The organism is Streptomyces sp. NPDC030165, assembly GCF_055573595.1.
Genome location: NZ_JBVIBD010000014.1, coordinates 1 through 12,590, shown reverse-complemented (window position 1 = coordinate 12,590; position 12,590 = coordinate 1). Strand labels below are relative to the sequence as shown.

Here is a 12,590-nt window from a genome sequence, read left to right as displayed (position 1 = left end):
GCCCGTCCGCGAAGAGCTCTACGGGCGCGACGCCGCGCCCCGGTCCCGCGGCCGGCGTCGTCAGCCGTCCAGGCCCGGCCCCTTGTCCAGCGTCCCCGGGTGCCGGTGCCCTGCGGTCTCCGCCCGCCGGGCGGTGTCCTCCCCGCTGTCGGGGGCGGCGGCGGTGACCACCCGAGGCAGCGCGTACGGGTGCTCCGCGCGCAGCCAGTCGATCATCCGCTCGCGGACCTCGCAGCGCACCGACCAGATGGCGTCCGAGTCCCGGGCGGTGACCAGGGCGCGTATCTGGATCGTGGTGGGGGTGGTGTCGGTGACCACCAGGCTCCAGCCGCGGCCGTCCCAGTCGGCGCTGTTCTGCAGGATGTCGTGGAGTTTGTCGCGCATCTTCTCCACCGGCGCGGCGTGGTCGAGGTGGAAGAAGACCGTGCCGGTCATCTGCGCGCCGCCGCGTGACCAGTTCTCGAACGGCTTGCTGGTGAAGTACGACACGGGCATGGTGATCCGCCGCTCGTCCCAGGTGCGTACGGTCAGGAAGGTCAGGGTGATCTCCTCGACCGTGCCCCACTCCTTGTCCACGACCACCGTGTCACCGATGCGGACCATGTCGCCGAAGGCGATCTGCAGGCCGGCGAAGAGGTTGCCGAGGGTGGACTGCGCGGCGACACCGGCCACGATGCCGAGCAGCCCGGCTGAGGCCAGCATGGACTGGCCGACCGTGTGCATCTTGGGGAACGTCAGCAGCATCGAGGCCGCGGCGACGACGATGACGATCGCCGTGACCACCCGCTGGATCAGGGTGACCTGCGTACGGACCCGCCGGACCCGGGCGGCGTCCCGCGCGCCCGCGGCGTACCGGGAGTACGAGGACTCCACGATGGCCGCGGCGGCCCGGATGGCGAGCCAGGCGGTGGCCGCGATCAGGACCAGGGAGAGGACCTGGCCGAGGCCCGCCTCGTGGTCCTCGATGAACTTCAGGCCGGTTCTGTCGTACAGGCCGCGCAGCAGCGCGGTCACCAGCACCACCTGGAGGGGGACGCGGCAGCGCCGCAGCAGGCCCCACAGTGGCGTGTCCGGGCGGGCCGTGTCGGCCCGGCGCAGTGCCCGGTCGGCCAGCCAGCCCAGGATGAGCGTCACGACTATGGAGCCGCCTACGACGATGAGCGGACGAAGCACGTCCTCCATGGACACTTCCGGTCCTCCTAGGTGTGGTCAGCTTCGTGCCGGTACCTACTGACCGTAACTGGCACGATGGTGGAAGTGCGATCCAATGACAGGGAAGTGAATTCAGTGGCCTCTTCGTCCGCCTCGCCGTCCGCGCCGTCCGCCAAACCCTCGACGGTTGTCCTGTTCCATTCGGTGTGCGGTCTGCGGCCCGCGGTGCACGCCGCCGCCGACCGGCTGCGCGGGGCCGGCCACGAGGTCGTCGTACCGGATCTCTTCGACGGGCGGACCGCCGGCACCGTCGAGGACGGTGTGGTGATCAAGGACGAGATCGGCAAGGACGAGCTGCTGCGGCGCGCGGTGGCCGCCGCCGCGCCGTACTCCGACCGGGGTGTGGTCTACGCGGGCTTCTCCTTCGGCGGCGCGGTCGCGCAGAACCTCGCGCTGGCGGACGACAAGGCGCGCGGCCTGCTGCTGTTGCACGGCACCTCGGACATCGCCGACGACGCGGCGGTCGACGAGCTGCCCGTACAGCTGCACGTCGCCGACCCGGATCCGTTCGAGCCGCACGACTGGCTGAACGCCTGGTACCTGCGGATGGGGCGGGCCGGCGCGGACGTGGAGGTCTACCGCTACCCGGGCGCCGGGCACCTGTTCACCGACCCTGACCTGCCGGATTACGACGCGGAGGCCGCCGAGAGTGCCTGGAAGGTCGCTCTCGGCTTCCTCGGCTCGCTGTGAACGGGCGTCGGCGGGATCAGCCCACCGGCCGGCGGACGCGCTCCAGCCGCTGGGTCCCCGAGAGGGTCCGGTAGGAGCGCGCCAGGGCGGTGGTGGCGTGCGGGTCGGTCCGGTCGGAGACGGTGAAGTAGTCCATCTGGGTGCGCTCGGCGCTGACGTCCAGGACGCCGTAGCCGTGCGAGTCCATGTCCAGCCACTTCACATGGCGGTTGGCGGCCCGGATCGCGGCGACGCCGACCAGGGAGACGGTGTGCGGGGCGACGTGCAGGAAGTCGTCCACGTTGTCGGAGGTGACCGAGGTGACCACGAACTCGGTGGCGACCGGCGGCGTGGCCGGGTAGGTCGCGGCTTTCACCGGCACCTCGTTGGCCCAGGCCATGTGGATGTCGCCGGTCAGGAAGACGGTGTTGTCGATGCCGCGGTCGCGCAGGTGCGTCAGCAGTTCGCGGCGGTCGTCGGTGTAGCCGTCCCACTGGTCGGTGTTGACCGCCAGGCCCTCTTTGGGCAGGCCGAGGAGCTCGGCGAGCGGCTCCAGCAGGTGGGCGGGTACGGACCCGAAGGCGACCTGGGAGATCATCACGGAGGTGCCGACAAGCCGCCAGGCGGTGTCCGAGCGCTCCAGCCCGGCCTTGAGCCAGTCCAGCTGGGCGCGCCCGGTGATCGATCGCCCCGGGTCGTCCACCTTCCCGCTGCCCGGCTCGGCCTGTTCGTCGCGGAAGCTCCGCAGGTCGAGCAGGTGCAGGTCGGCGAGCTTGCCGAAGCGCAGCCGGCGGTAGGTGGTGCCGGCCGTGGAGGTCCGTACGGGCATCCACTCGAAGTAGGCGCGCTTGGCGGCGGCCATCCGCGCCGCCCAGTCGCCCTCGGCGCCGGGGGTGTGGTTCACGGCGCCGCCGGACCAGGCGTTGTCCGCGAACTCGTGGTCGTCCCAGATCGCGACGACCGGGTGCGCGGCGTGCAGGGCCTGGAGGTCGGGGTCGGTCTTGTGGACGCCGTGCCGGGTGCGGTAGTCGGCGAGGGTGATGATCTCGTGGGTGGGGGAGTGCTGCCGTACGACCTTTCCCGAGGAGGGGAAGCCGCCGGTCGCGTACTCGTAGATGTAGTCGCCGAGGTGCAGCACCGCGTCCAGGTCGCGGCGGGCCGCCAGGTGCCGGTACGGGGAGAAGTAGCCCGCCTCCCAGTTGGCGCAGGAGACCACGCCGAAGCGGATGCTGGGGGCTCTGGCGTCGTGCGCGGGGGCGGTGCGGGTGCGGCCCACGGGTGAGCGGGTGCCGCCGGTGGTGAAGCGGTAGTAGTAGGCGGTGGCGGGTGTCAGGCCGCGTACGTCGGCCTTTACGGTGTGGTCGGCCGCGGCCGTGGTGGTCGCGGTTCCCCGCGCGACCACCGAGCCGAAGTCCTGATCGGTTGCCACTTCCCAGCTCACCGTGGTGTCCGGGCCGCGTCCTGAGCCGGGCACCGCTCCGGGTTCGGGCGTGACGCGGGTCCACAGCAGGATGCCGTCGGGGAGCGGGTCGCCGGAGGCCACACCGTGCTGGAAGAGCTGCGGGTCCGTACGGGGCTGGGCGGCGCGGGCGGGGCCGGCGGTGGCGAAGGGCAGCAGGGCGGCGGAGGCGGCTGCGGCCGTAACGGCGGTGCGACGTGATATCTGGTCATGATCGGTCACGGCCGATCACCATACTGTCGGGTAGGGCACTACGGGAGGGCTCGCGCGCGAAGTTCGCCCTCCCGTAAACAGCTGTCCGCCGGGCCGGTGCCCCGGCTCCCGCGCTACTTCTTCGCGGCGCCGAACTCGTCGTCGATCATCTTGTTGAAGTTGGCCGTGGCCAGCTCGTAGTACTGCTCCTTGGTCATCTGCTTCTGCGGGACCTGCGGCAGCTTCAGCTTCTTGTCGCCGTGCAGGAACGCCGGCGTCCCGGTGACGCCCTTACGGCCGAAGAGCGCGGTCATCTCCATCGTCCACCGGTCGTACGTACCGTTCTTGACCGCCGCCTGGAACTTCTTGTTGTTCTTCAGCTCGGGCACCTGGTCGGCGACCTCGATCAGCTTCGCGTCCTTGGCGTAGGCGTCGTCGGCCTCCTCGGGGTGGTTCTTCTCGGCGTACAGCGCGGTCTTGTACTTGAGGAACGCCTCCGGGCCGACGTTCAGGGCCGCGCCGAGTGCGCTGAGCGCGTTCTTGGAGCCCTCGCCGCCCTGCCCGCCGTCGATGAACGTGTACATGGTGAAGCGGATCTTGTAGCGGCCGTCCTCCATGCCCTTCAGGAGGGCCGGGCCCGCGCTCTGCTCGAAGCCCGCGCAGGCCGGACAGCGGATGTCCTCGAAGACCTCCAGGGTCTCCTTCGCCTCCGGCTTGCCGATGACGATCTCGGTACCGTTCTTGCCGCTGGTGTGCGCGGGTTTGACCAGGTCGGCCTCCTTGGCCGCCTCCCAGCCGGTGGGTTCGTTCGCCTTCATGATCCCGAAGCCGACGCCGCCGGCTATGACGAGGACACCGATCACCGAGCCCGCCACCACGAGCTGCCGGCGGATCTTCTCCTTCTTCTTCTGCCGCTCGCGCTCGGCACGGATCCGCTCGCGGGCCGCCTGCTTGCTTGCCTGGCTGTTGCGGTCGCTCATGGTGCTTACCGACTCCCTGTCCCGATTGCCGTGGTACGTGCCGTGATGAACCCCCGCTGTACGGGCGCCGCACACCCTGACGCCAGGGGCCCGGCTGCCGCGGTACCGACTCCCCGCGCGCCGCGCCCTCAGTACGCGGCGGTGGGGGCGGGCAGGGGCGGACCGCGCCGCACGACGCAGTGCCCGAGCCGGGGCAGCGGCCGGGGAAGGGGAACGGGGCCTACGGGCCGTACCCGGCGGTGCGGCGGGAAAGAACCGGCGGCGTCCGCGGCGGCCGCCAGCCGCAGCGGCCGGAACGCGAACGCCGGCACGGCCCGCAGCAGCCGCTCCAGCGCGGCGTCACCGCGCCACAGCCAGACCGCGGCCAGCAGCCCGACGGCGACATGCGCGGCGAGCAGCAGCCAGGGGACCGCCGCCGGACCGGCCGGCAGCACCGGCAGCCCAGGGTGGGCCTCCCCCATGGCCCGAAGGGCATGGGAGGTGCCTCCACCCCGGGCGAGCGGCGTGCCCAGTCCGCCGCCGCTGCACAGCAGGTCCACGCCGACCGAGCGCAGCGGCCCGGTGACCGGGCCGCCGGCCTGTCCGTAACAGGTGTGCTGGCCGGTGGTGAAGACGGTGTCGGCGGTCAGTTCCACCGGGATGAGGAGCCCGGCGATGCGCCGGAAGCCGAGCTCGCGGTCCGCCAGGACGTACGCGAGGGCGAACACCGCCGCGCCGACCGGGACGAGCGTGGACAGTGCCACCGGGGTACGGCTGAGCAGCACGTGGGAAGCGGCGGACAGCGTCACGCACAGCGCGGTGAACACCGCGGCGCGTACCGCGCGCAGGGGGACGCCCGCGGCTGTCCACGGCCGTGCTCCGGTCCGCTCCATGCCCGGAGTCTGCCATGAGCACGGCGAACCGCCGGGTCAAGATTTGGCATCGCCGTACGACGGAGCCCCGGACCGAGGCTCCGGGCAGAGCTTCGGGCCGGGGCTCCGGGGAGAGCTCGGGTCAGCCCTTCATCGCCTTGTCGACGTCCGCGTTGAACGCGTCCGGCGTGGACGGGGCGACCTTGCCGTTGGCGGAGTCGGTGCCCAGTACCGTGTCGTCCAGCTTGACCGTCGGCGTGCTCTTGACGTCCTTGAAGCCGTTGAAGGTCTCGGACATCTCCATCGCCCAGCGGTTGTACGTACCGGCCTTCACGGCGTCCTGGAACTTGGCGTTGCCCTTCAGGGCGGGCACCGTGTCGGCGACCTTGATCAGGTAGTCGTTGTCGGCGAACTTGTCCGGACCGGTCTCCTCCGGGTGGTACTCCTTCGAGAACAGCGCCTCCTTGAACTTCAGGAACGCGTCCGGGCCCACGTTCAGCGCGGCGCCCATCGCGCTGAGCGCGTTCTTGGAGCCGGTGCCCTGGAGGTTGTTGTCCAGGAAGGTGCCCAGGTGGACGGAGGCCTTGTACTTGCCGTCCTTCAGGTCCTTCTGGATCGTCTCGCCGATGTTCTGCTCGAAGCTCGCGCAGCCGGGGCAGCGGGCGTCCTCGAAGAGGGACAGCGTGTGCTTGGCGTCCTTCTTGCCGAGGATGATCTCCGTGCCGTTCTTGCCGGAGGTGTTGGCCGGCTGGACCAGCTTGGCGCTCCCCGCCTCGGCCCACTTGTCGGAGCCGCCGCCCGACTTGGCCACGGCGACACCGATGCCGCCCGCGACGGCCAGCACGGCGACGATCGCACCGCCGACGGTCAGCTGCCGGCGGACCTTCTCCTTCTTCTTCTGCCGCTCGCGCTCGATGCGCAGTCGCTCGCGGGCTGCCTGCTTGTTGGCCTGGCTGTTGCGGTTGCTCATGACTGTCCTGCTCCTGGGAACGGTGTGAACGGGTGCCTGTCCATGAGCCGCGGCCCGAAGGCTACGCGGCGAGGGAGCAGGGCGGTCCACGCCGTACGACGCAGTGCACGAGCAGCGGTACGGCCCGCGGGGCCGGCTCGCCGCGCGCGGGCCGGGAGGCCGGGCGGGACGGTACGGGCAGCGACCGGACGACCGCCACCGCCAGCAGCAGCGGCCGGAACGCGAACGCCGTCACCGCCCCCAGCAACTGGGCCAGCGCCGCCTCGCCGCGCCGCAGCCAGGCCGCCGCGAGCAGCCCCACGGCGACGTGCACGGCGAGCAGCAGCAGCCAGGTCGCCGCGGGCGCACGGTCGTCCGCCGACAGGTGCGCCAAAGGAGTGCCGACCTCGCCGCCGCCGCACAGCAGGTCCACGCCCAGGGACCGCAGCGGCCCGGTGACCGGGCCGCCGGCCCGCCCGTAACAGGTGTGCTGACCGGCGCTGAAGACCGTGTCGGCGGCCAGCTCCAGCGGTACGAGCAGCGCGGCGATGCGCCAGTAGCCGCGCTCCCGGCCGGCCAGCGCGTACGCGACGGCGAAGACGGCGGCCGACAGGACGGCGACGGTGGTCAGCGGCAGCGGCATCCGGGACAGCAGCACATGGCCCGCGGCGGACAGCGTCACGCACAGCGCCGTGAAGAGCGCTGCGCGCAGTGCCCGCAGGTGTGCCGCCGAGATGTCCATTGCAGCGAGTCTGCCACGGCCCGGTGTAAGTGTGGACTAAGAGGCGCGAATACGTCGTACCTCCGTTCCCCCTTCACTTTGTGGCCCGGCTCACAGACCGGGAATCCGGCCGTTGCGGAAGAGGTCCACGAACGTCTGGTGGTCGGCGCGGGCCCGGGCCCCGTACGCGTGCGCGAAGTCCACCAGCAGCCGGCCGAAACCGTCCTCGTCGGCGGCGATGGCCGCGTCGATGGCGCGCTCGGTGGAGAACGGCACCAGGGAGTGGCCGCTCTCGTCGTCCGCGGCGGCGTGCATCGTCGCCGTCGCCCGGCCCAGGTCCGCGACGACCGCCGCGATCTCGGCCGGGTCGTCGATGTCCGACCAGTCCAGATCCACCGCGTACGGCGAGATCTCGGCCACGAGCTGGCCGGCGCCGTCCAGCTCGGTCCAGCCCAGCCACGGGTCGGCGTGGTCCTGGAGGGCGCGCTGCGAGATCACCGTGCGGTGGCCCTCGTGCTGGAAGTAGCCGCGCACCCGCGGGTCGGTGATGTGCCGGGAGACCGCCGGGGTCTGCGCCTGCTTCATGTAGATGACGACGTCGTTCTCCAGGGCGTCGCTGTTGCCCTCCAGCAGGATGTTGTACGAGGGCAGGCCCGCCGAGCCGATGCCGATGCCGCGGCGCCCCACCACGTCCTTGACGCGGTAGGAGTCCGGGCGGGTCAGGCTGGACTCGGGCAGCGTCTCCAGATAGCCGTCGAAGGCCGCCAGGACCTTGTAGCGGGTCGCGGCGTCCAGCTCGACCGTGCCGCTGCCCGTGGCGAAGCGGCGCTCGAAGTCGCGGATCTCGGTCATCGAGTCCAGCAGGCCGAAGCGGGTCAGCGAGCGGGCCATGCGCAGCGCGCCCAGCAGCGGGCCCTCCGCGGTGTCCAGGGTGAAGGGCGGCACGTCGTCGTCCTTGGCGCCGGTGGCCAGGGCGTGGATGCGCTCGCGGTAGGCGGCGGCGTAGATCCTCACCAGCTCGCTGATCTGCTCGTCGCTCAGCGCCTTGGCGTAACCGAGCAGGGCCACGGAGGCGGCGAAGCGCTTCAGGTCCCAGGTGAAGGGGCCGACGTACGCCTCGTCGAAGTCGTTGACGTTGAAGATCAGCCGGCCGGTGGCGTCCATGTAGGTGCCGAAGTTCTCGGCGTGCAGATCACCGTGGATCCACACCTGGCCCGTGCGCTCGTCCTCGTACGGACCGCCGCCCGGGCCGCCGTCCTGCGCCTGGAGGTCGTGGTAGAAGAGGCAGGCCGTGCCCCGGTAGAAGGCGAAGGCGGAGGCGGCCATCTTCCGGAACTTGACGCGGAAGGCCGCCGGGTCGGCGGCGAGCAGCTCTCCGAAGGCGGTGTCGAAGACGGCGAGGATCTCCTCGCCGCGCTGAGCGGCATCCGGCGCCGGGACGAGCTGGGACGACATCGCGGGGTGCCTCCTGAGGCGGGTGATTCAGACGGGTGTGCCGCCTCTTCCAACGGCCGAGGCTACTCATCGGTGCCCGCCCGGCTCGCATCCGGACCCGTGCGCCGCTCCCCGACCGCCCCACACCCGGACCGAGCGCCGCCCGCCCGTCGCCCGGCCACCGCCCCCTGACCGAGGCGCTGCGCGCCGCCCGCCCGTCGCCCGGCCGCCACCCCCTAACCGAGGCGCTGCGCGCCGCCCGCCCGTCGCCCGGCCGCCACCCCCTAACCGAGGCGCTGCGCGCCGCCCCTCTTTTGTTGTCGGTGGAGGGTCGTAGACTTCGAGACCGTCCACACCCCTCGCCCACCGTCGCCCGGCCGTCTTTCCCGGCCGGCGCGCAGCGCGGCGCCGCAACGCTCATCCGGAGGTCTCCCGCCGTGGCCAAGCCGCCCTTCACGCATCTGCACGTGCACACCCAGTACTCGCTGCTGGACGGTGCCGCGCGGCTGAAGGACATGTTCGAAGCGTGCAAGGAGATGGGGATGACGCACATCGCCATGTCCGACCACGGCAACCTCCACGGCGCCTACGACTTCTTCCACTCCGCCCAGAAGGCCGGCGTCACGCCGATCATCGGCATCGAGGCGTACGTGGCGCCCGAGTCGCGGCGCACCAAGCGCAAGATCCAGTGGGGCCAGCCGCACCAGAAGCGCGACGACGTCTCCGGTTCCGGTGGTTACACCCACAAGACGATCTGGGCGGCGAACAAGACCGGGCTGCACAACCTCTTCAAGCTCTCCTCGGACGCGTACAAGGAAGGCTGGCTGCAGAAGTGGCCCCGGATGGACAAGGAGACGATCTCCCAGTGGTCCGAGGGCCTGATCGCCTCCACCGGCTGCCCCTCCGGTGAGCTGCAGACCCGGCTGCGCCTGGGCCAGTTCGACGAGGCCCTGAAGTCCGCCTCCGAGTACCAGGACATCTTCGGCAAGGACCGCTACTTCCTGGAGCTGATGGACCACGGCATCGAGATCGAGCGCCGGGTCCGCGACGGCCTGCTGGAGATCGGCAAGAAGCTCGGCATCCCGCCGCTGGTCACCAACGACTCGCACTACACCTACGCGCACGAGGCGACCGCCCACGACGCGCTGCTGTGCATCCAGACCGGCAAGAACCTCTCCGACCCGGACCGCTTCAAGTTCGACGGCACCGGCTACTACCTGAAGTCCACGGACGAGATGTACGCCATCGACTCTTCGGACGCCTGGCAGGAGGGCTGCCGCAACACCCTCCTGGTCGCCGAGCAGATCGACACCACCGGGATGTTCGAGAAGCGCGACCTGATGCCGAAGTTCGACATCCCCGAGGGGTTCACCGAGGTCACCTGGTTCCAGGAGGAGGTGCGGCGCGGCATGGAGCGCCGTTACCCCGGCGGCGTTCCGGAGGACCGGCAGAAACAGGCCGAGTACGAGATGGACGTCATCATCCAGATGGGGTTCCCGGGCTACTTCCTCGTGGTCGCCGACTTCATCATGTGGGCCAAGCGCAACGGCATCGCGGTGGGCCCTGGCCGTGGTTCGGCGGCGGGTTCGATCGTCGCGTACGCGATGGGCATCACCGACCTCGACCCGGTCACGCACGGTCTGATCTTCGAGCGGTTCCTCAACCCCGAGCGCGTCTCGATGCCCGATGTCGACATCGACTTCGACGAGCGCAGGCGCGTCGAAGTGATCCGGTACGTGACCGAGAAGTACGGCGAGGACAAGGTCGCCATGATCGGCACGTACGGCAAGATCAAGGCCAAGAACGCGATCAAGGACTCCGCGCGCGTGCTGGGCTACCCGTACGCGATGGGTGACCGCATCACCAAGGCCATGCCCGCCGACGTCCTCGGCAAGGGCATCGACCTGGACGGCATCACCAACCCGCAGCACCCCCGCTACTCCGAGGCGGGCGAGGTGCGCGGGATGTACGAGAACGAACCGGACGTGAAGAAGGTCATCGACACCGCCAAGGGCGTCGAGGGCCTGGTCCGGCAGATGGGTGTGCACGCGGCCGGCGTGATCATGTCCAGTGAGCCGATCATCGACCACGCCCCGGTCTGGGTGCGGCACACCGACGGCGTCACCATCACGCAGTGGGACTACCCGCAGTGCGAGTCGCTCGGCCTGCTGAAGATGGACTTCCTGGGCCTGCGCAACCTCACCATCATGGACGACGCCCTGAAGATGGTGAAGGCCAACAAGGGCGTCGACCTGGAGCTGCTGGAAGTCCCGCTGGACGACCCCAAGACCTATGAGCTGCTCTGCCGGGGTGACACCCTCGGCGTCTTCCAGTTCGACGGCGGTCCGATGCGTTCGCTGCTGCGCCAGATGCAGCCCGACAACTTCGAGGACATTTCCGCCGTATCGGCCCTGTACCGCCCGGGCCCGATGGGCATGAACTCCCACATCAACTACGCGGAGCGCAAGAACGGCCGCCAGGAGATCACGCCGATCCACCCGGAGCTGGAGGAGCCGCTCAAGGAGGTCCTGGGCCTGACCTACGGCCTGATCGTCTACCAGGAGCAGGTCCAGAAGGCCGCCCAGATCGTCGCCGGGTACAGCCTCGGCGAGGCGGACGTCCTGCGCCGCGTGATGGGCAAGAAGAAGCCCGAGGAGCTGGAGAAGAACTTCGTCCTCTTCCAGGCCGGTGCCCGCAAGAACGGCTTCAGCGACCAGGCGATCCAGGCCCTGTGGGACGTGCTGGTCCCCTTCGCCGGCTACGCGTTCAACAAGGCGCACTCCTCCGCGTACGGACTGGTCACGTACTGGACCGCCTACCTGAAGGCGAACTACCCGGCGGAGTACATGTCCGCGCTGCTCACCTCGGTGCGCGACGACAAGGACAAGTCGGCGGTCTACCTGAACGAGTGCCGCCGCATGGGCATCAAGGTGCTCCCGCCGAACGTCAACGAGTCGCTGGCGAACTTCGCCGCCCAGGGCGACGACGTGATCCTCTTCGGCCTCACCGCCGTCCGCAACGTCGGCCAGAACGTCGTCGACTCGATCATCCGCTGCCGCAAGGCCAAGGGGAAGTACAGCTCCTTCCCGGACTACCTCGACAAGGTCGACGCGGTCGTGTGCAACAAGCGCACCACCGAATCGCTGATCAAGGCGGGTGCGTTCGACGAGATGGGGCACACCCGCAAGGGCCTGACCGCGCACTACGAAGCCATGATCGACAATGTGGTGCAGGTCAAGCGCAAGGAGGCCGAGGGCCAGTTCGACCTCTTCGGCGGCATGGGCGACGACAGCGCCGACGACGGCCCCGGCTTCGGTCTGGACGTGGAGTTCTCCGACATCGAGTGGGACAAGACCTACCTGCTCGCCCAGGAGCGCGAGATGCTCGGTCTGTACGTCTCCGACCACCCGCTGTTCGGGCTGGAGCATGTGCTGTCCGACAAGGCGGACGCGGCGATCTCCCAGCTCACCGGCGGTGACTACGCCGACGGCTCGATCGTCACCATCGGCGGCATCATCTCCGGCCTCCAGCGCAAGATGACCAAGCAGGGCAACGCCTGGGCGATCGCCACGGTCGAAGACCTGGCCGGTTCCATCGAGTGCATGTTCTTCCCGGCCACCTACCAGCTGGTCTCCACCCAACTCGTCGAGGACACCGTCGTCTTCGTCAAGGGGCGCCTGGACAAGCGGGAGGACGTCCCGCGGCTGGTCGCCATGGAGATGATGGTCCCCGACCTCTCTGAGGCCGGCGCCAACGCTCCCGTGACGATCACGATCCCCACGGTCAAGGTCACGCCGCCGCTGGTCGAGAAGCTGGGCGAGGTGCTGACCAGCCACCGCGGCGCGACCGAGGTGCGGATCAAGCTCCAGGGGACGCGCAAGACGACGGTGCTCCGGCTGGACCGGCACCGGGTGACCCCGGATCCGTCACTCTTCGGCGACCTGAAGGTGCTGCTGGGGCCGTCCTGCCTGGCGGGCTGAGCCGGTGAGACGGTGCCGGGGGGGGGGGGGGGGCCCCCCCCCGCCCCCCTGCGTTTCCGCCCCCCCCCGTCCGTTGCGCTCCCTCCCCAAAAACGCCCGATTTGCTCCAACCCTAAACCCCCGTTTCCAAACGTGGGGGAGTC

The 12,590-nt window shown here is 70.1% G+C and carries 9 protein-coding genes; 2 read left to right on the top strand and 7 right to left on the bottom strand.

Going from position 1 to position 12,590, the window contains the following annotated elements:
• Positions 1–60 precede the first annotated feature (60 nt).
• Positions 61–1,182 (bottom strand): mechanosensitive ion channel family protein, encoded by a 1,122-nt coding sequence (locus ACZ4Z1_RS24985; RefSeq protein ID WP_468488844.1) that lies wholly within the window; start codon positions 1,180–1,182, stop codon positions 61–63.
• 105 nt (positions 1,183–1,287) lie between these two features.
• Between ACZ4Z1_RS24985 and ACZ4Z1_RS24980 the strand changes: the two genes are divergently transcribed.
• Complete coding sequence (locus tag ACZ4Z1_RS24980; RefSeq protein WP_468488843.1) at positions 1,288–1,902, top strand: dienelactone hydrolase family protein; 615 nt, start codon at positions 1,288–1,290, stop codon at positions 1,900–1,902.
• Positions 1,903–1,918: 16 nt separating this feature from the next.
• On the opposite strand, the gene ACZ4Z1_RS24975 is transcribed toward ACZ4Z1_RS24980, so the two are convergent.
• The 6 genes from ACZ4Z1_RS24975 to ACZ4Z1_RS24950 form a co-directional block, all read right to left on the bottom strand.
• Positions 1,919–3,562 (bottom strand): alkaline phosphatase D family protein, encoded by a 1,644-nt coding sequence (locus ACZ4Z1_RS24975; protein ID WP_468488842.1) that lies wholly within the window; start codon positions 3,560–3,562, stop codon positions 1,919–1,921.
• 104 nt (positions 3,563–3,666) lie between these two features.
• Positions 3,667–4,512, bottom strand: a complete 846-nt coding sequence (locus tag ACZ4Z1_RS24970; RefSeq protein WP_468488841.1) for a thioredoxin domain-containing protein — start codon at positions 4,510–4,512, stop codon at positions 3,667–3,669.
• Positions 4,513–4,640: 128 nt separating this feature from the next.
• Positions 4,641–5,384 carry a hypothetical protein gene (locus tag ACZ4Z1_RS24965; protein WP_468488840.1) on the bottom strand — a complete coding sequence of 248 codons (744 nt, stop codon included), beginning with the start codon at positions 5,382–5,384 and terminating at the stop codon, positions 4,641–4,643.
• 121 nt (positions 5,385–5,505) lie between these two features.
• On the bottom strand, positions 5,506–6,333 hold the full coding sequence (locus tag ACZ4Z1_RS24960; RefSeq protein WP_468488839.1) for a thioredoxin domain-containing protein: 828 nt from the start codon (positions 6,331–6,333) through the stop codon (positions 5,506–5,508).
• 61 nt (positions 6,334–6,394) lie between these two features.
• Entirely contained in the window at positions 6,395–7,054 is a 660-nt protein-coding gene (locus tag ACZ4Z1_RS24955) for a hypothetical protein (protein WP_468488838.1), read from the bottom strand.
• A 90-nt stretch (positions 7,055–7,144) separates the two neighbouring features.
• Positions 7,145–8,488, bottom strand: a complete 1,344-nt coding sequence (locus ACZ4Z1_RS24950) for a DUF2252 domain-containing protein (protein WP_468488837.1) — start codon at positions 8,486–8,488, stop codon at positions 7,145–7,147.
• 416 nt (positions 8,489–8,904) lie between these two features.
• Between ACZ4Z1_RS24950 and dnaE the strand changes: the two genes are divergently transcribed.
• Positions 8,905–12,447, top strand: coding sequence for a DNA polymerase III subunit alpha (dnaE, locus tag ACZ4Z1_RS24945; RefSeq protein ID WP_468488836.1), 3,543 nt, complete (start codon positions 8,905–8,907; stop codon positions 12,445–12,447).
• Positions 12,448–12,590 lie beyond the last annotated feature (143 nt).